Origin of the sequence: Streptomyces sp. NBC_00996 (assembly GCF_045162675.1) — a bacterium.
Taxonomy (GTDB): domain Bacteria; phylum Actinomycetota; class Actinomycetes; order Streptomycetales; family Streptomycetaceae; genus Streptomyces.
The window spans coordinates 8,917,098-8,940,895 of the sequence record NZ_CP108723.1; the positions used below are offsets into that span (position 1 = coordinate 8,917,098).

Genomic DNA, 23,798 nt, shown 5'->3' on the forward strand with positions numbered 1-23,798 from the left:
GCGGTCGGCTGCCGTGGTGCCTCCCGGCCGGGCGGGGCAGGTACGCCCGGCCGGCGAAGGCCTGTGCCCGGCCGGACTGGGCCTCGCAGGCCCTGGTCCGCCGGTGCGGGCCCAAGCGACCCCTGGGACCCCGGGGGCCTAGAACTTGGCCGCCGCGGAGGGTGCCTTGAGTGTCCCCAGGTACTTGTGCCAGAGGTGGTTGGGGTCGCTCTCCACGGCCTCGACGATCTCCCGCATCGCGGCGAGGGCCTTGGGCTCCCCGTCGTACACGTCGCCCTGCAGCATCTTGAGGACGTCCAGGCGGTAACGCGGGTCCTGGACGAACGCCGTGAAGAGGATGTTGAGGCGGTAGTAGATCGAGATGAACTCGTACCAGTTGTTGACCGCGCCGCGGAGCGTGTTGACGTAGCCGTCGAAGCGCTCCTTGCGGAAGTCCCCGGCCTTGTGCGCCGCGATGATGTCGGCGGCGGCCAGGCGCGCGCTGTTGAGCGCGACACTGACACCGCTGGAGAAGATCGGGTCCACGAACCGGGCCGCGTCGCCGATCATCACGAGCGAGTCGTCGGCAATCTTGGTGAGCGCGTAGCTGTAGTCGCCCTCGGCCTTGAACTCCTTGACCCGCTTGGCGTTCTTCAGCGCGTCCTGGAGGGCCGGGCGGCTGCCGATGGTGTCCCAGAAGAAGGTCTCCAGGTCGTTCTTGGCCTCCTTGAACCGGGCCTTCTGGGTCACGACACCTATGGAGGTGATGGTGTCGGTGATCGGGATCTGCCAGACCCAGGTGTCCTCCAGCGGGAGGAAGTGGATGAAGATGTAGTCGGCCTGGTCCTTGTTGACCGCGAGCGCCTTGCGGTCGAAGTCGTCGAACCAGGTGTGTACCGCGTACTGGTTGAAGACCGGGTCCGGCTCCTTGACCTTGAGCTGGCTGCCCATCATGGTGCGGCGGCCGCTCGCGTCGATGACCATGCGGACGGGGACGCCGACCGACTGGTTGCCGACCTTGGCCTGGATGACCGGGCGGTCCCGGTCGGTGAAGTCGACGCGGTTGACGCGGACTCCGTGGTAGACCTTCGCGCCCAGGCTCTCCGCGTGCTGCAACAGGATCTGGTCGAACTTGCCGCGGTCGACGTGGAAGGTGTGGTCCCGGTCGACGCCGGCCTGGTCCCGCTCGCTGAACAGCACCTCGGCGGCGCGGAAGTCATGGTCCAGGCCCTGGAAGCCCATGTGGTCGATGTCCCGGTCCTCCGCGGAGGTCCAGGCGGCGCCGTACTTCTTGGGGAAGCCCGCGGCCTCGACCTTCTCCATGGCGCCGGTCTCGATGAGCACCGGCGTCGTGGCCGGGACCAGCGACTCGCCGACGTGCTCGCGCGGAAAGGTCTCCGATTCGAAGACCACCACGGACAGCCCCTCCTTGGCGAGGTAGGAGGCGGCGGTGGAGCCGGCCGGCCCGCCGCCGATGATGCCGATGTCGTAGTCGTAGTTCGCCGATGTCTCGGACAACGTGATCTCCTGTCGCGAATTCGGGTGGATGCGCTGTGCCGTGGCCGCGAGGCCGGTGCGGCAGGTCAGGTCGCAGGCCCTGGTCAGTGAGCGGGCGTACGCAGGGACAGCAGCAGGTCGGTGATGCTGTCCAGGTTCTGGAAGTTGGTGCCGGTCAGCTCGGTCGGCGGGATGTTGGTCCCCAGCTCGTCCCGGATGAAGGTGAGCAGCTGCGCGGTGTTGATCGAGGTGAGGATCCCCCACTCGAGCAACGGGGTGTCCGGGGCGATGCCCTGGGCGTCGGGCTCCGCGAGCAGCCGTTCCTGGATGAACTCGGTGAGCTGGGTGATCAGTTCGTCGCGGTCACTGGCCACGCCGTACCTCCTGGAGATGCGTTGAGGGGCGGGTGTTCCCGCCGGGGTTCAACGGGGGGCCCAATGGAGTTCAACGCCCGTTGATTTCAACACCTGATGATGTCATTTCCTGATGAACTCTACTAGTGTTGAGTTCATCGTCAAGAGGCCAACGGGCAGTGATGGCCGAGTGGTTGGAGATGCGATGCCCCAAGCGATGGCTCACGTGATGACTCCGACGGTGTCCCGAGCGAGGGCTCGACCGGTGACCGCGGCCCGGCTCGGGCCGCCCGCCGGAGAAGTGCATGTCTGGGCGGTGCGGGAGCCCGGCCCCGGTTCCGGGCAGGCGCTGTGGCGCTGTCTGGAACTGCTCTCGCCGGGCGAGCTGCGACGGTGGCGGCACATGGTGCCCTCGCAGCGCGCGCTCTACGCCTCGGCGCATGCGGCACTACGAGCGGTGACGGCCGCGTACGCCGGTCTGATGGCATCCCAAGTTACCTTCACGGCAGGCAAGTTGGGGAAGCCGTATGTGTGCGGTGACCCCGGGCTCAGGGTCAGCCTCGCGCACACCGAAGGGATGTCCCTGGTCGCCGTGAGCCGCGACGGACCCACCGGCGTCGACGTCGAACGGATCAGGCCGCTCAGCGATCCCGTGGGGCTGCGCCGCCAGGTGCTCTCCGACATCGAGGCGGAGCACTGGCCCACGGACCGCGAAGGACCCCTGAACAGTGGGCTGTTCACCCACTGGGCGTGCAAGGAGGCGGTCCTCAAGGCCCTCGGCAGCGGACTGGCCGGCGATCTCACCGCGGTCAGGGTCACTCCCGGTGCGCGACGCTCGGGGCCGGTACGGGTGCAGTCGGCTCCCGGCTCGGCGGCGCGGACGTGGAACCTCCGACTCGTCGACGTAGGACCGGAGTTCAGGGCTGCCGTGGCGGTCGCCGGCGGCGGCGACGTCGTACGTGTCTTCGCCCTCGAACCCGGCGAGCGGCCCGCACCGCCGTCGCCCCGCACCCCCGCCGCATCGGAGCCGTCGACCGCAAGCTGACACCTCACGAAGGAGAACCCGTCATGCAGCAGTTGAGCACCCCCGGACCGACCACCGCCACGTCCACGCCCGGCCGCGCCCTGCAGGGCCGCCCCACGCTGCTGTGCCTGCCGCACGCGGGCGGGGCCGCACGGGCCTTCGCGAGCCTGGAGGCGGCGTTGCCCGATGCCGCGCGCATGACCCTGCTGGAACTGCCGGGACACGGCACCAGGATGGCCGAGCCGCTGCGCGAGGACTTCGGCACGGTCATGGAGGACCTGATCCGCGGTTCCGCCCCGCACACCACGGGGCAGTACGTCCTGCTCGGGCACAGCATGGGAGCGGCGTTCGCGTACGAGACAGGCCGCTACTGGAGCGCCCTGGGCCGCCCACCGGCCGGTGTCGTCGTGGTCGGCCGCAACGGCCCGACCGCGCGGCGCACCCTGCCGGACCTGCACACCCTGTCCGCCCCGGCCTTCCTGGAGTCCGTGCGCCGCCTCGGCGGCACCCCGCCGCAGCTCTTCGAACACCCGGAACTGGTCAAGCTGTTCACCCCCGTCCTGCGCGCCGACTTCACCATCTCCGAGACGTACACCCCGCTGCCCGGGCCGCCGCTGGCCTGTCCCCTGTGGGTGTGCGCGGGCGTGGAGGACCCCATGGTGGACGATCCGGGCCTGCGCGACTGGGAGAACCACGGCGCCGGCGACGTCGCCATCGAGTGGCTGCCGGGCGGCCACTTCCTGCTCGACGACCCGGCCTTCCATGCATACGTGGCGGGGGTGCTGCGGACGTTGCCCGAGCCCGGGACCACGGCCTGAACCCGTCGAGCCTGTGGTCTGGGCCGACCACGAGGTCGACCACGGCAACTTCCGGTCCGTTTTCTGTGGATGGTTGACTGTAGTGGCGGTGGCGGTGGCGGTGGCGGTGGCGGTGGCGGTGGCGGTGGCGGTGGCGGTGGCGGTGGCGACACCAGTTCGCGCGGCGGTCACGACCGGGTGCCGGAGCGCTCCGACAAGCGGGCGGACAGCACCTGGCCCAACGCCAGCACGCTCAGACCGAACATCATGATGCCCAGGGGAACATGGAGCGACGGCACGTGCGCGATGCCCAGCACCACCTGCACCGATGCGAGTACGAGGAAGCCCGACGCGTACAGGATGGGACGGGGCGCCCCGCCGCCCGGCCGCCACGCCAGGATCGCGGCGAGCACGTACAACATCGATGCGCCGTACATCACGCGCGCTCCGGCGCTGTGCAGTACCTCGCCTCCCTGGGCTGACACTCCTGGAGCGGACGGTCAACGGCCGGCCCGGCCTCGTCGCCCAGCACGTCGGCGTCACCGTGACCGTGGCGGCGTTCAGCCTCACCGCCGGCCGCATCACGCGCATCTGGGCGGTCCGCAATCCGGAGAAACTCCGTACGTGGACGGCGAACGTCTGAGACAGACGCCCAGGCACCCAGAAGTATGTGACGGAGCATCAGAGGGTGAAAACAGGACTCACTTTCGCTCAGTCCCCAGGAACGGTGTGAAGCGGGCGGTGGTGTGGTGCCAACCCGCCCGATCGCCGTCCTGGCAAGATGGCGGCATGGAACGTGTGCTTGGAATCGGCGGATACTTCGTGCGGGCCACCGACCCGGGGGCCCTGAGTGCGTGGTATCGCGACTGCCTGGGCCTGGACGCCGATGAGAACGGCCTGTGGCGTCAGGAGACCGGGGCGACGGTGTTCGCGACGTTCGAGTCCGGGACCGACTACTTCGGGTCCCGCGCCCAGCAGACCATGCTCAACTTCCGAGTCCGCGACCTGGATGCGATGCTCGCGCAATTGCGCGCCAAGGCAGCGGACGTGGCCCAAGAGACTCAGGACATGGAGGGTGTCGGTCGGTTCGGCTGGGTCACCGATCCTGAGGGCAATCGGCTCGAGCTGTGGCAGCCCGCCTGACGGTGTCAGTTGGCAGGCAGCGACGTGCTGGTATCCGAGCAGGTTGTTGAGGTGCTGACGTGTTCGCCTACGCCGAGACACACTGGTCGTCGGAGCCGTCGGCCCTCACCCTGTCGAACAGGGGCGAGGGCCGACGGCGCAACGGACTGTCTCAGGCGGCAGGGTGTGCGTGCACCTCCGAGAACTGCGCCCGCCAATAGGCAAGCGGCGTAAGGCCGGTCGCGACGTCGCCGTGCACCAGGCGGCCGATCAGCACCTGGTGGTCGCCCGCCAGGTGGCTGCTCGTCAGGATGCACTCCGCGAATGCCACGGTGTTGTCGAGCAGCGGCGCGGAGGTGCGCTTGCCCGCGGACCAGGGCACGCCCTCGAACCGCTCGGGCACCGGCGACGCGAAGGTGCGCGCCGTTTCGGTCATGCCGGCGGAGAGGAAGTTCACCGCGAAGACCGAGCTCTGGTGGATGGCTTCGAGTGTCGCGCTGGGCTGCTTGACACAGACCAGGAGCAGCGGCGGTGAGGCCGACACGCTGCACACGGCGCTGCAGGTGAGGCCGCGCGGTTCGCCGTCGGCCGTGAGGCTGGTGACGACGCTCACCCCGGTCGGCAGGGAGCCCATCACCGAACGGAAGGTGTGGAGGTCCACCTGGTCCAACAGGGCGTCGGCGGTGCTGAGTCGTTCAGGCATGGGCAGGTCCTCGTCTCTGAGGCCGAGGCGGATCAGGGCCGCGGAGGTCATCGGGGTTCACCGGGTGGCTGTCACGGGGATGCGCCGGCTGTCTGGCACCGGCGCTCACCGCGCGTCGACGGCGGTGATCTGGTTCAGCAGGGCCTGACGGTCCGTCTTCCCATTGCCGGTCAGCGGCAGTTCGGGGACGACATGGACCGCGTCGACCACCATGTAGAGGGGCAGCCGGTCGGCACACTCGCGCTTGAGTTCGAGCAGCCCGGGCCCCTTGGCGCCTTCCGGGACCACCACGGCGTGGATCTTCGCGTCCAGACCGCTGCCCACCACGACACACGCGGCGGCGGCCACCTTGGGGTTGGCGGCGACCACCGCCTCGATGTCGCCGAGCTCGATGCGATGCCCGCGCACCTTGACCATGTGGTCGCGCCGGCCCACGTACTCCAGCATTCCGTCGGGCCCCATCCGGCCGATGTCACCGGTGAAGTACGCGCCCTTCTGCGGCTCCTGGCCCCAGTAGCCGAGCATCACCGTGGGACCGCTGACGACGATCTCGCCCTCGCGCTCGCGCGGCGGGTGTATCCGGATCCGGTCGCCGCTGACGGCGCTGCCGATCGGCAGCGGACGGGTACTGCCCAGATCGCGGTCGGTGACCTCGTAACTGGTGCACACATTGGTCTCGGTCGGCCCGTACCAGTTGAGCATCCGCACGTCCGGCCACGCCTTGCGCAGCTCGTGGACCTGCTGGACGGGGAACGGCTCCCCGGCGAAGACGCACACCCGCAGATCGGCCGGCGGCTCGCCGGTCAGCAGTTCGCCGCGCTGCATCATCAGGACCAGCGCGGACGGCACCGAATACCAGACGGTGATCCGCTCGCGCAGCAGCAGCGCGCCCAGCTGCGCCGGGTCGTACGCCAGGCCCTCGGGCACCAGGACGACCGAGGCGCCGGCCAGGAAGGTGGCGTACAGGTCGAAGACGGAGAGGTCGAAGTTGAACGGCGCGTGGTTGGACAGCCGGTCGTCCGCGGTGACACCCACTTCTTCGGCGGCCCAGCGGATGAAGGACAGCGCGTTCCGGTGGCTGATGCAGACGCCCTTGGGCTCGCCGGTGGAGCCGGAGGTGTAGAGGATGTACGCCGGCTCGTCCGGCTCGTTCTCGTACGGCGCCGGGGCGTCCGTGGCCGGGGCCTCCTCGCGCACCTCGGCGAAGGAGGCGAGCGGCAGGGCGTCGTCCCAGTCGACGTCCGCGGCCCGCCGGATGCCGTCGGCGTCGGCGACCACCAGGGCGGGCGTGCAGCTGGCGGCGATCCGCTGCACCCGGGCGGCCGGGTTGTTGGCGCTGACCGGTGCGTAGATCGCGCCGATGCGCAGCGCGCCCTGCATGAGGGCGATGGCGTCCAGGGTCTTGTGGGTCCACAGCACGACCCGGTCGCCGGGGCGCACCCCGCGCCGGTGCAGCGCGGCCGCGTACCGGTCGGCGAGGTCGTCCAGCTCCCGGTAGCTGAACACCCCCTGGGACGAGCGCACGGCCGGGGCGTCCGGGGCGCGCCGGGCGGAGTCGATGACGAGCTGGTGGAGCCTCACAGGCCTATCTCCTTCACTATCAACTGACGCTGGATGTCCGAGGTTCCCGAGAAGATCGTGCTGGGCACGGCATCGCGCAGCGCGGCCTCGATGCCGTCCTCGCGCAGATAGCCGCGGCCGCCGAAGATCCGGACCGCGTCGGCGGCGGACGCCAGCACGCCCTCGGACACGGCCAGCTTCGACAGGGCGATCTCGAGCACGGAAGGATCGCCCTGGTCCATCGACCAGCAGGCGCGGTACAGCAGCAGCCGGGCGCTCTCCAGGCGCAGCTTCATGTCGGCGATCCGGTTGGACACCGACTGGAACTCGCCGATCCTGCGCCCGAATTGACGCCGCTCCCGGGCGTGCGTCACGCACTGTTCCAGGAGCCGGTCGAGCAGCCCGACGTAGAGCGCGAAGAGGCAGGCGCGCTCCCAGCCCATGGAGTGCTGGAAGATCGCCGCGCCCGCGCCGACACCGCCGAGCACCTGCTCCTCGGGCACGAAGCAGTCCTCGAAGGTGACCGAGCCGGCCGGGCAGGAGTGCATGCCCATCTTCTCGTAGGGCTTGCCCACGACGACGCCGGGCGTCTCCCGGTCGACGACCAGGCCGGTGACACCGAGGAAGCCCATCTTGGGATTGACGGTCGCGTACGTCACGTATACATCGGCGGCCGGTCCGTTGGAGACGAAGCTCTTCGTGCCGTTGAGCACGAACCCGCCGTCGGTGGGCGTCGCGATCGTGCCGAGCCGTGAGGAGTCCGAGCCGGCCTCCGGCTCCGTCATCGCGTTGCCCGCGATCAGCCGGCCCGAGGCCAGTTCGGGCAGCAGCCTCCGGCGTACGGCATCGGTGCCGAACCGCGCGACGGGCACGGCGCAGGCGAAGGTGTGCGCGGCCGCGCCGAACACCAGCCCGGTGTCGGCGCAGCCGCGGCCCACGGCCTCCACGACGCGCGCGGTGTCGAGCGCGCCGAGTCCCTGTCCGCCGTACTCCTGGGGAAGGCAGGAGCCGAGCATGCCGATCTCACCGAGCCGCAGCCATTCCTTACGGGTGTAGAACCCGTGGCCCGCGCCGGGCGGAGCGGGGAAGGCGGCCCGGGTCGCCTCGAGTACCTCGTCGTAGCGGGCCTGTTGGCCCTCGTTCCAGCCGAACTCCACATCTGCTCCTGGGGTACGGGGAAGGGGGCGCGCCCTCCCCGAGAGGCGGTCTTCGAACCCCGGCCGGGCGTGCCGCCCGCGTTCGAAGTCCGCCTCTCATCGGATCGCTGGTCAGTTGTGCTCGGGGAAGTGGCGCAGGTTCCGCGGGCCGACGTAGCGCAGCCGTGGATGGATGCGCCCCTGCTGGGCCCGCTGCTCCTCGACGTGGGCGAGCCAGCCGGGGACCCGGGCTGCCGCGAACATCGGGACGAAGAGGTCGGAGGGCATGCCGAGCAGGTGGTAGATCGCGGCGGCGTAGCAGTCCACGGTCAGATAGGGGCGGGGGCCCTTCGACGGGTGGGCCGCGGCCCGTACGGCGTCCAGGACCTGCAGGATGCGGTCGCTGCCGGGGCCCGCGTTGAACCGGCGGGCCGCCTCGCGCAGCGGCCTGACCCGGGGGTCCTCCTCGGCGTGCGAGCCGGGCCTGACCCGGGTGGTGGAGGCCTGGTCGGCCCGTCCGCGCAGATAGGCGGCGGTGGTGTCGGGGTTGCCGTCCTCGCGTGCCAGGTCGATCACCTGGTGGGCGGCGCCGCCGTGCAGCGGCCCGGTGAACGTGGCGAGCGCGACGGTGATGGTGGCGAAGGTGTCGGCGCCGGTGCCGGCCGCGACCCGGGCCGCGAACGCGGAAGCGTTGCAGCCGTGTTCGGCCTGCAGGACCAGGCAGAGGTCGACCAGGCGTACCCGCTCCGGATCGCGGGGCAGGCCCAGCATGTAGAGGATGTTCTCGGCGTGCGACAGTTCGGGCGCCGGGCTCGGCAGCCGCCGCCCGGCGCGGGCCGCCTGCTGGGTCGCGAAGATCGTCGGGATCCGCGCGACCAGGCGCTCACGCAGGTCGATGTGGGCGGCCGGGTCGGCGTTCGCCTCCGCGGCGACGCCGAGCGCGGGAACCGCGGTGCGCAGCACGGACGAGGTGCTGGAGTTGGCGTTGAGCACCAGGTTCGTCGCGACCATGGGTGGCAGTTCACGGGCCGCGACGAGGCGGGCCTTGAAGGCGCTGAGCTCCTCGGTGTCCGGCAGCCAGCCGCGGATCAGCAGATGGACGACCTCCTCGAAGGTCACCCGGCCGATCAACTCCTCGAGGGGATAACCCCGGTAGGCCAGCCGTCCGCGCACGGGGTCCACCTCGGAGATCCCCGTCTCGCCGACCACCACCTCCGAGATGTCGGTCAGCTCCTGCTCGACGGCGGACGGCACCGGGCCGGGCAGCGCGGGGGCGATGGACGACGCGTCCGGCGGAGCCTTGATGTGGGACAGTTCGGCGAGCCGTTCGTCGTAGAAGGCGCGCAACTGCCCTACCGAATCGATGTGTTCGATGAGACGGTCGTCGAGGGTGGTGCCCAACTCGTGCTCCAGATGGACCTGGAGTTCCACAGCGGTGAGGTTGTCCCAGCTGGCCACGGCGCGAAGCTGCATCTCGTCGCCGATGAACTCCGACGGCATGTCGAAGACGCGGGAAAGAGTGCTGATGACGGGGTGCACCTGGGCCATCTCCTTGTCTGAGCGTCGCTTCTCCTGCGGGTGCCGAGCGACGAAGGGGGGTGATGTGTGGCGTCGCGGTCCCCGTGTGCGGGCGGTTCCGTCGGCGCGGCCGGATCCGGGTGGTGGCCCTGACCGACTGAGCGAAGCACCACGTGTGTGGCCGGAGCCGGCTACCCGGCCAGGTCCGAGGCCTGCCCGCCGGCCGGCTCGGGCATCCGGACCAGCGACGCGGCCGAGTCGGACCGCGTGGGCGTGGCGATCAGATCCATCCGGGAACGGGGGAAGAGGAACGGGAGGAGCGGGCCGGTCATGGCCGTGGTGATCAGCGCCATGAGGACCATCTCGGTGAACAGGGTCTGGTCGAGCACCCCGAGACTGAGGCCGACGCCGAGGATGATCAGCTCGGTCAGGCCCCGCGTGTTCATCAGGACGCCGACGCCCGTCGACTCCCGCCAGCCGAGCCCGAAGGACTTGGCCGGCAGCCCGGCGCCGAGCAGCTTGCCGAGGATGGCCGCGGCGAGGATCAGGCCCAGCTCGCCCCAGGCGGTGAGCGACATGGCCGCGACGTCGACCGAGAGTCCGGTGACGATGAAGTAGACGGGCAGCATGAGTTCACCGGCGTGCTGCAGCGGGCGCAGCATCTTCTCCTCCAGCAGGGCCTGCGGCTTGCGGGGCATGACCAGGCCGAAGGCGAAGGCGCCGAAGATGGGGTGGATGCCGATCTTCGACGTGGTGTACGCGGAGAGCAGCAGTCCGGCCGTGACCAGCGTGGCCAGATGGACGCCGGTGCCGCGCTTGGAGATCCAGCCGACACCCCGGGCCAGCAGCGGGCGGACGACGACGATCACCGCGGCGCCGTAACCGGCCGACATCCACAGGGTGTCGGTGAAACCGGAGGGACCGGACGCGGTCACGATCGCCACCACTCCGGCCAGCAGACACCAGGCCAGTACGTCGCCGAAGGCCGCGCTGGTCAGCGCGAGCGCGCCGATCTTGGTACGGCTGAGGTTGTTGTCCTTGAGGATCCGGGCCAGCACCGGGAACGCGGTGATCGACATGCTGACGCCCAGATACAGGCCGAACGAACTGAACGGCACCTTCTCCCCGTTGACGTGCGAGTGGCTGTGGTAGATCACCGCGGCGACCCCGAAGCCGAGCACCATCGGGGCCAGGATGCTGCCCGCCGTGACTCCGGCGACGGAGCTCTTCCTGCGCCGCATGGTCGTCCAATCGAGCTCCCACCCCACGGTGAACATGAAGAGCAGCAGGCCGAGTTGGGCGACCATGGAAAGTAAGGGGCGCACCTCGTCCGGAAACAGACGCTGTGTCGGGTTTCCGGGAAGCAGTCCCAGCAGACTGGGGCCCAGCAGGATTCCCGCCGTGATCTCGCCGATGACAGCGGGCTGGCGTATGCGTCGGGCGAGCTGCGCGAGGACCGTACCCGCGATCAGGATGCCGGCGATGCCGGCGATGGCGGTGGCCTGCAGTGCTTCGGCTGCGTGCGGATGCGTCACGGCATCTCCTCCGGCATCGAAACTCGTCGGACGTTGAACTTAATTCACTACACGTTGAACTCAACTGATGATGAGTTTTGCATGCGGGGTGGTGCGCACACAAGGGGCGTCGGCGGGGTGTCCGCCCCGGCGTCAAGGGGCTTGCCGGGACAGGCGGTCGGGGCTTGCCGGGGTTTCGGGTTCATGCAAAACTCCTTCCTTGTTGAGTTCACTGGTTGTTGAGTTCTTGTCGAGTGTGAACCGCGGAAGGTGGTGCCTGACCATGCGCGAACTGGTGGAGGTGATCGAGTCCCCGGACTCGGTGCCGGCCGATGTGGCGGCCCTGGGAGTCCCCGAGTCCTTCCGGGCGGCCGTCCTCCACAAGGAGGATGCGGGGATGTTCGAGGGGGTGGAGCCGCGCGACCGGCGGCCCGCCGACTCCCTCCACATCGAGGAGGTGCCGACCCCCACCCCGGGACCCGGCGAAGTGCTGGTGGCGGTCATGGCGAGCGCGGTGAACTACAACACCGTCTGGAGCGCGCTGTTCTCGCCCGTTCCCACCTTCGCGGCCCTGGAGCGCTACGCCCGCCTCGGCGGTCTCGCCGCCCGGCACGATCAGCCGTACCACGTCATCGGCTCCGACCTGGCGGGCGTGGTCCTCAGGTGCGGGCCCGGCGTGCGGCGTTGGGGAATCGGCGACCGTGTGGTGGCACACTGCGTCTCCGTCGAACTGGAGCACGCGGAGGGCCACGGCGACCCGATGCTCGACCCCGAGCAGCGCATCTGGGGATACGAGACCAACTACGGCGGACTCGCCCAACTCGCCCTCGTCAAGTCGACCCAGCTGCTGCCCAAGGCCGAACACCTCACCTGGGAGGAGGCCGCCTCGCCCGGTCTGGTCAACTCCACCGCGTACCGCCAGCTGGTCACCCGTAACGGCGCCGGAATGAAGCAGGGCGACAACGTTCTCGTCTGGGGCGCCGTCGGCGGCCTCGGATCGTACGCCACCCAGCTCGCGCTGGCCGGCGGAGCGAACCCCATCTGTGTGGTCTCCTCGCCCGAAAAGGCGGCGCTGGCCCGTGAGTTGGGCGCCGAGCTGATCATCGACCGCAAGGAGGAGGGCTACCGCTTCTGGCGGGACCCGCACACCCAGGACCCCAAGGAGTGGCGCCGGTTCGGCGCACGCATACGGGAGTTGACCGGAGGAGAGGACGTCGACATCGTCTTCGAGCACCCGGGCCGCGAGACCTTCGGCGCCTCCGTGTACGTCACCCGCAAGGGCGGCACCATCGTGACCTGCGCCTCCACGGCCGGCTACACCCACGAGTACGACAACCGCTACCTCTGGATGAGCCTCAAGCGGATCGTCGGCTCCCACTGCGCCAACTACCGCGAGGCCTGGGAGGCCAACCGTCTGATCGCCAAGGGACGCATTCACCCGACGCTCTCGCGGACATACGCTCTCGACGAGGTGGCCCAGGCCGTCCAGTCCATCCACCGCAACGAACACCACGGCAAGGTCGGGGTGCGCTGCCTCGCACCCACCGAGGGACTGGGCATCACGGCCCCCGAGTTCCGCGCCCTCCACGAGAGCGCCATCAACCGCTTCCGCACCCCGCGGCCCGAGAACGCGGCGCCCGTCCTGAGCGAGGTCGCGGCATGAGCGCCCGGTACGGCACGGTCGGCGTCGTCGGCCTCGGGACCAACGGCGGCGCACTCGCCGGCCGGGCGGCGGCCGCCGGGCACCCGGTCCTCGTACTGGATCCCGACGCGCGGGTCGAGGAGCGGCTGCGGCAGCTCCTCGAGCGGACACCCGAGGCTCAGGGACGCATCCGTCTCGTGCGGCGCTTCGAGGAACTCGCCCCGGCCGCCACCGTGCTGGAGGCGGTGCCCGAGCGCCGTGACACCAAGGTCGAGGTGCTGCGCGCCCTCGACCGGGCCTGCCCGCCCGAGACCGTCCTGGCCAGCAGCGCCGCAGCCCTCTCGCTCACCGACCTCGCGGCCGCCTCCGGGCGACCGGGCCGGCTCGTCGGCCTCCACCTGCCCCTGCCGACGGCAGGCCTCGCGGAGATCGGCCGTACGGTGATGACCGAGGAGTCGGCGGTGGCGCAGGTCCGCGACCTCGCCGAAGCCATCGGACTCGGACATGTGACCGTGGGCGACCGGGCGGGACTGATCTCCACCTCGCTCCTCTTCGGCTTCCTCAACCAGGCCGTCACCATGTACGACCAGCGGCTCGCCGGGCGCGACGACATCGACGCCGCGATGCGCTACGGCTGCGGACTGCCCCTGGGGCCGCTAGAACTCCTCGACCTGATCGGCACGGACACCGCCTGCGACATCCTCGACGTCCTCGCCGCCCGCTGGGCCGAACCGACGCTCCAACCCGCACGCCGGCTGAGGCACATGGCGCTCGCGGGCCTCCTCGGCCGCAAGTCCGGGCGCGGCTTCTACGACCACCGGGAGCCCGACGGCACCGCACCCACCACCGAACGGCGGTCACCCGCACAAACGCCGTTCCGTACGGTCGGCGTCGTCGGGACCGGCACCATGGCCACCGGCATCGCGGAGGTCTTCGCCAAGGGCGGCGTCGCCACCGTGCTGGTCGGCCGCACCGACGAACGCGCCAAGGCCGCGTGGGAGGCCGTCGCCGCGTCGACGGCACGGGCGGTACGCCGCGGCAAGCTGGCCGAGGCGGAGCGCGACGCCACCCTGGAGCGATTGACTCCGAGCGGGGAGCTGGCTCAACTCACCGACTGCGACCTGGTGATCGAGGCCATCGCGGAAGACCTGGACGTGAAGAAGCGGCTCTTTCGCACGCTGGGCGAGCTCTGCCGACCGGGCGCTCTGCTGGCCACCACCACCTCCAGCCTGCCGGTGATCGAATGCGGTCTGGCCTCCGGGCGCCCCGAGGACGTGATCGGGCTGCACTTCTTCAACCCGGCCCCGCTCATGCGGCTCGTCGAGGTGATCCCCTCGCTGGAGACCGCGCCCCAACACGTGGATGTGGCACGTGAGTTGTGCCTACGGCTCGGCAAGCATCCGGTGCAGTGCATGGACCGGCCGGGCTTCATCGTCAACGCGCTGCTCTTCCCGTACCTGAACGGCGCCGTACGTCTGACGGAGAGTCACTACGCCACCGCCGACGAGATCGACGACGTGATGAAGCTGGGCTGCGGCTACCCGCTCGGCCCGTTCGAGCTGCTCGACATCATCGGCCTGGACATCTCGCTGAGCATCCAGCGTGTGCTGCACGACGCGGACCGTCATCCCCGTACCGTCCCCGCACCTCTGCTGGGACACCTCGTGGCCGCGGGCCGGGCGGGACGCAAGTCCGGCGCCGGATTCCGGGTGTACGGCTGATCGTCCGACTCAAGGAGGAAGCAGATGACGAGCACGAACTCCGAGCGAATCGCCTCCGCCGATGCTCTTGGCTGGGCCATGCTCGCGGAGCTGACCGGCTGCGCGGACGTGATCTGGGCGCTGGGGGGACCGGCGCCGGGGGACGGGGTGGACGGCGTGGACTCCGTGGCGGACGGGGGCGAGCAGTGAGCGGCGCGGCGTCACGGGTTGTGGGTACTCGTACCGGGTCTGGGTCTGGGTCTGGTTCTGGTCCTGGGTCGGGCTCGGGCTCGGGTTCGGGCTTTGGGTCGGGTTCGGGTTCGGGCTCTGTGTCGGGTTCGGGTCCGGGCTCCGGTTCGGGCACGAGTACTGGTACCGGTCTTGGTTCTGTCGCAGCCACCGGCGCCGGCACCGTGCGCGACGCGGCGCTGGCCGCTCGTGCCGCGGCCACGCGGCTGTCGACCACGACCGGTGGTGAGCGGAATGCCGCGCTGATCGCCATGGCCCGTCGGCTGAGCGGGAGTTCGGGGGAGGTCCTCGCGGCGAACCGGCAGGACCTGGAGGCGGCCCGGGAGACCGGGCGGTCGGCGACCGTGCTGGACCGCCTCACGGTCTCCGAGCAGCAACTCGAAGCGCTCGCGGGCACGGCGCGCGCCCTGGCGGACGAGGCCGATCCGGTCGGTGAGGTCGCGAGCGGCTCCGTCATGCCCAACGGCCTGGAGGTACGCCGGATCAGGGTGCCCCTCGGCGTCGTCGGCCTGATCTACGAGGGACGCCCGAACGTGACCGTCGACGCCGCCGCGCTCTGCCTCAAGAGCGGCAACGCGGCCCTCCTGCGCGGCTCTTCGACCGCCCGGCACACCAACGCCGCCCTCGTCGCGGTCATGCGCAAGGCCCTCGCGGACACCGCCGTTCCGGTCGACGCCGTGCAACTCGCTCCCGGCACGACCCGCTCCTCCGTCCACGAACTGATGTCGCTGCGGGGCCTGGTGGACGTTCTCGTCCCGCGGGGCGGCCGCGAGCTCATCCAGGCCACGGTCCGCGACTCCGCGATCCCCGTCATCGAGACCGGCGTCGGCAACTGCCATGTCTACGTCGACGAACACGCCGACCTGGAGAAGGCGTTGGCGATCCTGCTCAACGCCAAAACGCAGCGCCCGTCCGTCTGCAACGCCGCCGAGTCGCTGCTCGTCCACGAAAGCGTCGCGCCCTCCTTCCTGCCCCGCGCCCTGGCCGCGCTGGTGGCCCACGGCGTCACCGTGCACGGGGACGAGCGGGTGCGCTCCTTCCACCCCGCGGTGCTGCCCGCCACCGAGGAGGACTGGGGACGCGAGTACCTCTCCCTCGACCTCGCCGGCGCCGTCGTCGGCTCGCTGGAGTCGGCAGTCGATCACATCCGCCGGTACGGCAGCGGGCACACCGAGGCGATCGTCACCGACTCGCAGAGCGCCGCGCGCCGGTTCGTCGCGGCCCTGGACACCGCGGTCGTCGCCGTCAATGCCTCCACCCGTTTCGCCGACGGCGGGGAGATCGGGCTCGGCACCGAGCTCGGTATCTCCACCCAGAAGCTGCACGCGCGCGGTCCGATGGGGCTGACCGCGCTGACGACCACCAAGTACGTCCTCGTGGGCGACGGGCACATCCGGGGCGGAGCCGCCGCCCCGCTGCCTTAGATCGGAGGTCCGGTCATGTACGTACGCATCATCACCGCGACGGATCCGTCCGGCCGGCTGCTGTACGAGGAGGAGCCGCGCCGGGAACGGCACACCGCGGTCGCGCCCCGACACTGGCCGGGGCTGGCCGGAGTCGACGAAGACCCGGCCGAGTTCCACATCGTCCGTGGCATCGACTGATCGATTGATCCACTGGATGATGAGGGGTCCCGCGTTCGGCGGGACCCCTCATCGGTGGAAGGCGGCGGTCAGCCCCGAGTGGCGGCCGTCGCCTTCGGCGTGCCGCACCAGGGCTCCGGCAGTTCGGTCATGGTCCGGTCGTCGACGCGGTCCGCCGCGGCCGCGACGTAGCCGTCCGGCCTGACCAGTACGGCCGCCGGCCACCGCGCGCCGCCCGGCGCCACGGTCACCGGGACCGCGCGCACCTGGTCCCGCCATCCGCGCACGGCGTCGGCGAGTTCGCTCCCGGCGGTCGGCGCGGCCGTGGCGAGCAGCAGGAAGCGGCCGTCACGCAGCAGTTCGTACGCGTGGGTCGTGCCTGCGGCCGGGTGAGCGTGTCGTCGGGCACCGGGCGGCCGGTCCAGGGGTGCGCGTTCTGCGTGACGGCTGGATAGGCGAGTGAGGTCATGGCCATGCCCTCGCGGATCCTGCGGTGCAGCAGGGGCAGGGTGAGCGCGACCGACATGCCCACCTTGCGCAGAACGCGGGCCGGGCGGCCCGCAGGGACATGGCCCGCAGCATCAGGTCTGTGCGGCGCAGCACCTCCGCGCCGATCGGGTGGCGTTCGTCGTGATAGCTGTCGAGCAGCCACTTCGGGGCGCGGCCCTGTACGGCCGCGGCCAGCTTCCAGCAGCGCCCACTCGGACACGCGGGGGTACGTTCGCTGGCCGCGGTTCGCCCACCGGTGGCGGTGGGATCGGGTCCGTGCCGGTGCATCCGCCCGTCGCCACGTGGGAGTCCGCTGGGCCGCTGAACCTGCCTCCTGTGAGCGACGGGCATTCGATGCACCGGCACGGACCCTTCCGCGTGTGGGCGAGTGCGGCTGTGTGGGGGTGTGCCGCCGGACGTTCGGTGTACGGGGACGGCCTCTTTCGCGTGTGGGCGAGTGCGGCTGTGTGGGGGTGTGCCGCCGTACCGGCGCAGTCGACTTGGCTGCGGGTAGTCGTGCCGCTGGGGCGGCGCCACCCCCTAGGAGAGCGGCACACCGTTAGGCGCGGGTTCGCCGTCTCAGGGCACCGGCCTCCGATGCCGGTCGGGGGCGTGCCTGGGTACAGGCTCCCCGGGGGCGGGGGAGCGCTGCGGCTTCGCCGTCGCACCCCCGCGTCGGCCCCGGCTCCGGTCACGGCCGTGCCTGGGCACGCGCTCCCCGGGCCGTGGCCTGGGCCTGCGGTGATGAGCGGGCGTACTCCTCCGCGGAGTGGACGCGGATCCTGACGCGGGTCGGGGGCGGCGAGGCGGGGGCCGGGGGAAGCGCGGTGGTCACCAGCGGCACCAGGTCGTCCTGATGGACCACCTCCCGGGTGGAATGGCCCTGCAGCCGGAGGAGTTCGCGCGCATCGAGGCCGACGAGCCCGCGCGCGACCACCCGCCCGCTCTCGTCCTGCAGCTCCACTGGGTCACCGGCGACGAAGTCCCCGTCGACGCGGGTCACCCCGTCCGCGAGCAGCGGCCCCCGGCGCTGCGCGACGGTCGAGACCGCGTGCGCGGTGAGCCGGACCGCGCCGCGCGGGCTGCTGGCGTGCTCCAGCCAGAGCAGATGGTCGGCGGCCCGCTCCCCGGTACGGTGGAAGAACGTACCCGTCTCGCGCCCGGCCAGGGCATCCGTGGCGTGCCGCGCGGCGGTGAGCACGACGGGGATCCCGGCGTCGGTGGCGATGCGCGCCGCCTCCACCTTGGTGACCATGCCTCCGGTACCGACCCCCGAGCGGCCGGCGCTGCCGATCTGCACGCCCGCCAGGTCCTGGCGACCGCGGACCTCCCGCAGCCGCTGCGATTCCGGCCTGCCGGGGTCGCCGTCGTAGAGGCCGTCGACGTCCGAGAGCAGGACCAGCAGGTCGGCCCGGACAAGATGCGCGACCAGGGCGGCGAGCCGGTCGTTGTCGCCGAACTTGATCTCCGCGGTGGCCACGGTGTCGTTCTCGTTGACCACCGGCACCGCGCCCATGGTGAGGACCTGGGCGAGAGCGCGATAGGCGTTTCGGTAGTGGGTGCGGCGGCTGATGTCGTCCGCGGTGAGCAGGACTTGGCCGACCCGCAGTCCGTAGCGGGCGAAGGAGGCGGTGTAGCGGGCCACCAGGAGTCCCTGGCCCACACAGGCCGCCGCCTGTTGCCTGGCCAGGTCCCGCGGCCGCTCGGTCAGGCCCAGCGGAGCGAGCCCGGCGGCGATGGCTCCCGAGGAGACGAGCACGACCTCGGTGCCCGCCGCCCGGGTTCGCGCGAGGACGTCCACGAGGGCGTCCACCCGGTCCGAGTCGAGGCCCCCGGCGGCCGTGGTGAGGGACGAGGAGCCCACCTTCACCACGATGCGACGGGCATTCAGGACATCGGTGCGCAGGGGCTGTTCACCGGTCGAGCCGGTGCTCGCGGTGCCGTTCACCGCGCTGCGGCGGTGGACAGGGCGAGGTCTGCGGACGGCGGAGTCCGGGACATCTCGCGCAGCAACGCGTGGACGGTTTCCACGACGAGGACGGGGCGTTCGGAAGGCAGGTCGTGGCCTTGGCCGGGCACGGTCTGCAGCACCGCGCCGGGTATGTCGTCGGCCAGCCGCCGGGCTTGCGCGGGCGGGGTGACGCAGTCCAGCGCGCCGACCAGGATTCGTGTGGGCACCCGACCCAGCGCACCGAGTCGGCCCGCGCAGTCGTGCGTGGTCAGGGCGGCGTAGAACTCGGCGATGGCCATCGCGGGAATGTCCCGGAAGGCGCGGGCGCCCTCGCGGACCGAATCGGTGTGGGGTCCCGCCCCGAACACCGCGCGCCACAGCGGTGCGGTGTTCGGGTGCGACAGCGGCCCGGTGAGCAGCCGGTGCACGGTCCTGGCCGAACGGGGCGAGCGCAGCAGTCCGTCGGCGATCCGCTCGCGGGCGCGGGTGAGCCGTCGTACGGCCGCGCCGGGCCGGGCGACAGGTACGGTCAGGCCTTCGGCCACCTCGTTCAGACAGGTCGAGATCAGGCCCACGCCCATCACCCGGGCCCCGAACAGGGCGGGTTGACGGGCTGCCAGCTGCTGGATGGCCATGCCGCCCATGGAGTGGCCGAGGACGACCACGGGCGCGTCGTCCCGGGTCGCCTCGGCGAGTACCCGGGCGAGGTCACGGCCGAGCAGCGCCATGTCGAGCGGGGCGCCGCCCCGGGTGGAGCGGCCGTGGCCCCGCTGGTCGTAGCTGACCGCGCGGACCGCGGGGAAACCCTGGCGCGGACGGGTGAGCGCGTCGATGTGCGGCCGCCAGTCCTGGGCGGACATCGTCCAGCCGTGGCAGAACAGGACGGTGGTCGGAGCGTCGGGATCGCCATGGGCGTAGACGGCGATCTCGGCACCGTCGTCCGTGGCCACCGAACGCACCAGGCGGCGGGGTTCGGCGAGGGCGAGGGCGGTCATGACACCCGGCCACGGTCGGCGGCGAGTGTTCCCGTCCTGCGGGTACGGGGCCTTCGGACACGAGGCCTTTGAACGCGCGGCTCGGGGGTGCGGACGTACGCGTATGCCGACTGGGCGGTGCGCCAGGCCTGTTGGACCTGGCCGGAGGTCAGTCCCAGCGCGCCGGCGATCCGCTGCGGACTCCAGCCGCGCCTGCGCAGGAACCACACGTACGCCGGGCGCTGGCGTGGGTGCGGATCGATCCGCCGGCCTCCGTTCGCCAAGAACGCGGCGAGCTCGGGGCTGATCGCGCCGAGGGTGGCGGCGACCCGCAGCAGATCCCGGCGTTCGCGGACGTTGAGACCGCCCCAGATCCCGGTGCTCTCCCCGTTGAACAGGGCTTCGCGCAGGCAGTCCTCGACCACGGGGCAGCCGGCACACAACCGCTTGGCGGCCGCCTCCCGTTCGTCGTCCGTGCCTCCGGAGGGCGGAAAGAAGGTCTCGGGATCGGCATCACGGCAGGCCGCGCGCTCCACCCAGGGGTCGGTGTCCGCACGGTGGTGCGCCGGTGCGTGCATGGCGGTCGGCCCTTTCCTCGGTGTGGGCGTGGACGGTTCGCACAGACCGAGAATAAACTCAACAGGTAATGATTTCAATGCCTGTTGATATCCGCGCCCGAAGGGTGCACACCAGGGCTCTGGATGTGGGCAAAAGTTGAAGGTGCGACGGTCTTCCGGTGGATTCCACGCTTGTTGAAATAGGGGCTTGCTGGCACCAACTCCGCTGGCGTACGGTCACGTTGGCTTCACCCGCCGGGCCCACCGCACGGGGCCTCGGGCAGCGCAGACGGACGTGCCCAGGGCCCTGCCCGGACACCCCCACCGTTCGCGGCGCGCCCGCACGGCGATGAGCCCAGGAACCACGCTCTTGATCGTCACGCGCCATCGAGCTCGACGTACTTTCTTCCGCGCTGTACGGCGCTCCCAACGGGGGGAGCACGATCAGACACCTGGAGGGTGTTTCGCGTGCGCAGACTTCCTTGGCGAGGGCTGTCGAACGTACCGGCGGTCGTCACCGGACTCCGGTGATCCGCGGTGGTGCTTCGCCGTTCGAAGCGGGCTCGTTCTCAGTTCGCACCTGTCCGAGAGCTCTTGGAGGTCCCATGTCCGTCGTCAGTGCCCCTGTCGTCGCCTTGCCTCGCCATCAGGTGACCACCGATGAACTGCTCGACTGGATCACGGAGTTGTACCCGGATCACCCTGGTCTTCCCGACGCTCTGCGTGTCATCCGGTCCACCACCGTGCGCACGCGTTGGTACACCCGCCCGCTGGAGCAGCAGTTCCTCCCCGCCCCCTCGTTGGCGGAGCGGACGCGTACGCATCTGCTGGACAGCCTGGAACTGGCGGAGAAAGCCGCACTCGGGGCGCTCTTCGAAGCGGGGCTGGCCGCCGCCGACATCGACGGTCTGGTCGTCCTCAGCGCGACCGGGCACACGATGCCGGGGCTGGACGTGGTCCTGATGGAGAGGCTCGGCCTGCCTCCCTCGGTCCGCCGCGTGCCGGTCAGCCAAGTGGGCTGCGCCGGCGGGGTGTTCGCCCTCGCCCGTGCCATGGAGATGGCCGCGGCCCGCCCGGATTCCACGATCCTCGTGGTCTGCTCCGACGTGTTCAGCCACTACATGCACCGGGGTGACGCCGCCCTGGACGGCATGATCCTGAAGGGGCTGTTCGGCGACGCGGCCGGCGCCTGCGTGGTGCGCGCCGGAGCGCACGGGCCCCACATGGAGCTCACCGACTCCTGGGAGTACGTCCTTCCCAACAGCCGTCACTTGGTGGGCACTCATCTGGACGGCGACGGACTGCACGCCCACAACTCGCCGGGGCTGCGGCACACGATCGAGGGCGGGATGTCGCGTCTGCTGGAGTGGCTGAAGGGCATCGCGCCGCCCGGTACGGATCCCGCGCCGCGCTTCGTGGTCTCGCACACCGGAGGTCCCAGGATCCTGGACGCCGTAGTCAGCGGCCTCGGCTGCGCTCCCGAGATGGTGGACCTCGCCCGGGACTCGCTGCGGGAGGTCGGCAACGTGGGGTCGGTCTCGGTCCTCGACGTCCTGGAACGGACCTTCGCCAAGTCGCCCGCCGACGGCGATCACGGCCTGCTGTTCTCGGCGGGTCCGGGTGTGTCCCTGATCGCCGTGCGAGCCGTCTGGTGTCCGTGGGACTGATGAGGAAGCTGTGCGGCGCGGTGGAGTGGCCACGCTCGCGCGATGGAGGAAGCTGTGCGGCGCGGTGGAGTGGCCACGCTCGCGCGATGGAGGAAGCTGTGCGGCGCGGTGAAATGGCCACGCCCGCATGATGATTGAGCCGGCGGCTCCGGTCCGGAGCCACCGGCTTTCGCATGCCCGGCGGTCCGCCCGGCACATCGCTCCCGCTCGCCCGGCGACCGCCGGACGGACGGGGTCAGTCCTTCGCCTGCGTCCTGCGGGGTTCCAGGTCGGTCGACAGGCGCATCTCCAGTGACGGGACGACCCAGGCGAGGAACTCCTCGAAGTCCATCTCGGCCAGTGGGTGCACCCTGAGCACATAGCGCATGAGAGCGAGACCGATCAGATGGCTCGACGCCAGGGTGGCGCGGGTCTCGGCGTCCGGGCGGTCCTTGTAGCCAGAGGTCGCCGCCCACTTCTTGGTGCTTTCCGCCACACGGGCGCGGAGCGTCTCGGAAGTGGCGCTGTCCGCGAGGCCGGCCCGGTAGATGGCGGTCATGCCGTAACGGGTCTCCTCGCTCTCCCAGAACTCCAGATAGGTGCGGGCGAGCCAGGAGGCCTCCGACGTGCCGTCGCCGACCATGGACGGAGGCAGCTGGTCGAAGATGGAGGCGACGCTGAGCGGCGAGTTGACCGCGGCGTCGAACACCCCCTCCTTGTTGTCGAAGAAGTGGTGCACCAGCGCCGGGTCCACCTGGGCGTCCTCCGCGATCGCGCGGATGGTCGTCCTGGCGTAGCCGCGCTCGGCGAAGAGGTGGAGTGCCGACTCCAGGATCTGTTCTCTGGTGCCGCTGTCCCCGGGCCGACGTCCGCTGCGCGCACGCACCGGACGCGGTTTCTTTGCCGCGGGGGAGGCGGCCCGCCGAGGAGAGCCGGACTTTCGGGCGGGAGTGGGCGAACCGTCTGCACGCGTGGATGTCATGGGATCACTGCACTTCGGGGGTTCCGTGAGCGGGTAATTCACTGCATAGTGAAAAGTATCCTACCAGTCGGTTCCCCGGGATTCCATCCACAGGTGGCACGCAGCAACTCGGAGGTGGTATCCGACCGTTGGCATGGAATTCGACACCCCGTCGGGTCTCCTTCGCCGCGAGACGCGGTTACGGCGTGGCGTCGCTCCCGAGCAGAGTCTGCCGCAGTCCGGGCGCGATCGTCGCGATCACCGTCTCCAGGTCCGCCGAAGCGACGGCGCCCACCTGTATGAGGTGCCGTACGAAGGCTACGCCGCCCAGCTGCGCGCCGAAGAGCGCGGTCCGCAACTCGGCGTCGCCGCTCGGCAGCTCGCGGTCGACCTGGCCGTTCAGGGTCTTGGAGATGCGTTCGCGCAGCACCTGGGAGGCCTCCTTGTCGGACAGTGCGACCCGGTACAGCTCGACCATCGGGGAGTCCTCCTCGTTGGGCTCCCACAGTGCCAGATAGGTCCGGGCGAGGCGTACGGGAAGGTCCTCGTCGACACCCTCGGTCACCACGGGGCGCAGGATCCCGGCCACCTTGACGGTCCGTTCTGTCAGGGCGCCGAAGACCGCGGCCTTGTCGGGCAGCAACTCGCGGGCGAACTCCTCCGTCAGGCCGGCCGTCGAAGCCAGGTCCGCGAAGTCGGTCCGCCGGTAGCCGAGTTGGGTGAAGAGGGTGCGGCCCGCGGAGATCAGGGCCTGGGTCGCCTCGGCCCGGGTCTCGGCCGCGGCCCCTGCGCTGGTGACGGTCATGACTGCAACTCCCGTTGGTGTGAGGCATGTTGACCGGT

General features: G+C 70.7%; 22 protein-coding genes and 3 pseudogenes. 10 read left to right on the plus strand and 15 right to left on the minus strand.

Annotated elements, in window-relative coordinates:
• Positions 1-138 precede the first annotated feature (138 nt).
• Together OG390_RS41285 and OG390_RS41290 are read right to left on the minus strand one after the other, a co-directional pair.
• On the minus strand, positions 139-1,497 hold the full coding sequence (locus tag OG390_RS41285; protein WP_399079249.1) for an NAD(P)/FAD-dependent oxidoreductase: 1,359 nt from the start codon (positions 1,495-1,497) through the stop codon (positions 139-141).
• Positions 1,498-1,580: 83 nt separating this feature from the next.
• Positions 1,581-1,850 carry an acyl carrier protein gene (locus OG390_RS41290; protein ID WP_189192031.1) on the minus strand — a complete coding sequence of 90 codons (270 nt, stop codon included), beginning with the start codon at positions 1,848-1,850 and terminating at the stop codon, positions 1,581-1,583.
• 244 nt (positions 1,851-2,094) lie between these two features.
• On the opposite strand from OG390_RS41290, the gene OG390_RS41295 reads away from it, so the two are divergent.
• Positions 2,095-2,874: a 4'-phosphopantetheinyl transferase family protein gene (locus OG390_RS41295; RefSeq protein ID WP_406175122.1), complete on the plus strand. Its 780-nt coding sequence runs from the start codon at positions 2,095-2,097 to the stop codon at positions 2,872-2,874.
• A 23-nt stretch (positions 2,875-2,897) separates the two neighbouring features.
• Positions 2,898-3,671 (plus strand): thioesterase II family protein, encoded by a 774-nt coding sequence (locus tag OG390_RS41300; RefSeq protein WP_406175123.1) that lies wholly within the window; start codon positions 2,898-2,900, stop codon positions 3,669-3,671.
• 167 nt (positions 3,672-3,838) lie between these two features.
• Here the strand turns inward: OG390_RS41300 and OG390_RS41305 are convergent.
• A pseudogene (locus OG390_RS41305) lies at positions 3,839-4,120 on the minus strand (hypothetical protein); the annotation flags it as partial.
• Here OG390_RS41305 and OG390_RS41310 point away from each other — a divergent pair.
• Together OG390_RS41310 and OG390_RS41315 are read left to right on the plus strand one after the other, a co-directional pair.
• Positions 4,117-4,293: pseudogene (locus OG390_RS41310) on the plus strand (RNA polymerase subunit sigma-24); the annotation flags it as partial. The pseudogenes OG390_RS41305 and OG390_RS41310 overlap by 4 nt on opposite strands.
• Before the next feature lie 146 nt (positions 4,294-4,439).
• A complete protein-coding gene (locus OG390_RS41315; protein ID WP_406175125.1) occupies positions 4,440-4,793 on the plus strand; it encodes a VOC family protein in 354 nt (117 codons plus the stop codon).
• Positions 4,794-4,944: 151 nt separating this feature from the next.
• On the opposite strand, the gene OG390_RS41320 is transcribed toward OG390_RS41315, so the two are convergent.
• The 5 genes from OG390_RS41320 to OG390_RS41340 all read right to left on the minus strand — a co-directional run bounded on the left by OG390_RS41320 (position 4,945) and on the right by OG390_RS41340 (position 11,224).
• Positions 4,945-5,475 (minus strand): flavin reductase family protein, encoded by a 531-nt coding sequence (locus OG390_RS41320; protein ID WP_406175127.1) that lies wholly within the window; start codon positions 5,473-5,475, stop codon positions 4,945-4,947.
• Positions 5,476-5,580: 105 nt separating this feature from the next.
• Positions 5,581-7,056 (minus strand): amino acid adenylation domain-containing protein, encoded by a 1,476-nt coding sequence (locus OG390_RS41325; RefSeq protein ID WP_406175129.1) that lies wholly within the window; start codon positions 7,054-7,056, stop codon positions 5,581-5,583.
• Complete coding sequence (locus OG390_RS41330) at positions 7,053-8,192, minus strand: acyl-CoA dehydrogenase family protein (protein ID WP_406175131.1); 1,140 nt, start codon at positions 8,190-8,192, stop codon at positions 7,053-7,055. Before OG390_RS41330 ends, OG390_RS41325 begins: the two co-directional genes overlap by 4 nt.
• 111 nt (positions 8,193-8,303) lie before the next feature.
• On the minus strand, positions 8,304-9,719 hold the full coding sequence (locus OG390_RS41335) for a citrate/2-methylcitrate synthase (protein ID WP_406175133.1): 1,416 nt from the start codon (positions 9,717-9,719) through the stop codon (positions 8,304-8,306).
• 161 nt (positions 9,720-9,880) lie between these two features.
• The gene (locus tag OG390_RS41340; RefSeq protein WP_406175135.1) at positions 9,881-11,224 is read right to left on the minus strand and encodes a cation:proton antiporter; all 1,344 of its coding nucleotides are present in this window, start codon (positions 11,222-11,224) and stop codon (positions 9,881-9,883) included.
• 256 nt (positions 11,225-11,480) lie between these two features.
• Between OG390_RS41340 and ccrA the strand changes: the two genes are divergently transcribed.
• From ccrA to OG390_RS41365, 5 genes are all read left to right on the plus strand, one after another.
• The gene (gene ccrA / locus OG390_RS41345) at positions 11,481-12,866 is read left to right on the plus strand and encodes a crotonyl-CoA carboxylase/reductase (RefSeq protein WP_406178176.1); all 1,386 of its coding nucleotides are present in this window, start codon (positions 11,481-11,483) and stop codon (positions 12,864-12,866) included.
• The gene (locus OG390_RS41350; protein ID WP_406175137.1) at positions 12,863-14,566 is read left to right on the plus strand and encodes a 3-hydroxyacyl-CoA dehydrogenase family protein; all 1,704 of its coding nucleotides are present in this window, start codon (positions 12,863-12,865) and stop codon (positions 14,564-14,566) included. The genes ccrA and OG390_RS41350 overlap by 4 nt, the downstream gene beginning before the upstream one ends.
• A 24-nt stretch (positions 14,567-14,590) precedes the next feature.
• Complete coding sequence (locus OG390_RS41355) at positions 14,591-14,755, plus strand: hypothetical protein (protein ID WP_406175138.1); 165 nt, start codon at positions 14,591-14,593, stop codon at positions 14,753-14,755.
• Between the two features lie 119 nt (positions 14,756-14,874).
• Positions 14,875-16,218, plus strand: a complete 1,344-nt coding sequence (locus OG390_RS41360) for a glutamate-5-semialdehyde dehydrogenase (protein ID WP_406175139.1) — start codon at positions 14,875-14,877, stop codon at positions 16,216-16,218.
• 15 nt (positions 16,219-16,233) lie between these two features.
• The gene (locus tag OG390_RS41365; protein ID WP_406175141.1) at positions 16,234-16,398 is read left to right on the plus strand and encodes a hypothetical protein; all 165 of its coding nucleotides are present in this window, start codon (positions 16,234-16,236) and stop codon (positions 16,396-16,398) included.
• A 68-nt stretch (positions 16,399-16,466) separates the two neighbouring features.
• On the opposite strand, the gene OG390_RS41370 is transcribed toward OG390_RS41365, so the two are convergent.
• The 5 genes and pseudogenes from OG390_RS41370 to OG390_RS41390 all read right to left on the minus strand — a co-directional run.
• The gene (locus tag OG390_RS41370; RefSeq protein ID WP_406178178.1) at positions 16,467-16,802 is read right to left on the minus strand and encodes a hypothetical protein; all 336 of its coding nucleotides are present in this window, start codon (positions 16,800-16,802) and stop codon (positions 16,467-16,469) included.
• Positions 16,803-16,842: 40 nt separating this feature from the next.
• Positions 16,843-17,217, minus strand: coding sequence for an FAD-dependent monooxygenase (locus tag OG390_RS41375; RefSeq protein ID WP_406175142.1), 375 nt, complete (start codon positions 17,215-17,217; stop codon positions 16,843-16,845).
• Positions 17,218-17,557: 340 nt separating this feature from the next.
• Positions 17,558-18,814: a glutamate 5-kinase gene (gene proB / locus OG390_RS41380; protein ID WP_406175144.1), complete on the minus strand. Its 1,257-nt coding sequence runs from the start codon at positions 18,812-18,814 to the stop codon at positions 17,558-17,560.
• On the minus strand, positions 18,811-19,812 hold the full coding sequence (locus tag OG390_RS41385; protein ID WP_406175146.1) for an alpha/beta fold hydrolase: 1,002 nt from the start codon (positions 19,810-19,812) through the stop codon (positions 18,811-18,813). Before OG390_RS41385 ends, proB begins: the two co-directional genes overlap by 4 nt.
• Before the next feature lie 302 nt (positions 19,813-20,114).
• A pseudogene (locus OG390_RS41390) lies at positions 20,115-20,369 on the minus strand (WhiB family transcriptional regulator); the annotation flags it as partial.
• Positions 20,370-20,953: 584 nt separating this feature from the next.
• Between OG390_RS41390 and OG390_RS41395 the strand changes: the two are divergent.
• Complete coding sequence (locus tag OG390_RS41395; protein ID WP_406175148.1) at positions 20,954-22,015, plus strand: PhlD; 1,062 nt, start codon at positions 20,954-20,956, stop codon at positions 22,013-22,015.
• A gap of 235 nt (positions 22,016-22,250) precedes the next feature.
• Here OG390_RS41395 and OG390_RS41400 read toward each other — a convergent pair whose 3' ends face one another.
• The gene (locus tag OG390_RS41400; RefSeq protein ID WP_406175150.1) at positions 22,251-22,880 is read right to left on the minus strand and encodes a TetR family transcriptional regulator; all 630 of its coding nucleotides are present in this window, start codon (positions 22,878-22,880) and stop codon (positions 22,251-22,253) included.
• Positions 22,881-23,154: 274 nt separating this feature from the next.
• Complete coding sequence (locus tag OG390_RS41405) at positions 23,155-23,760, minus strand: hypothetical protein (protein WP_406175152.1); 606 nt, start codon at positions 23,758-23,760, stop codon at positions 23,155-23,157.
• Positions 23,761-23,798: the final 38 nt, after the last annotated feature.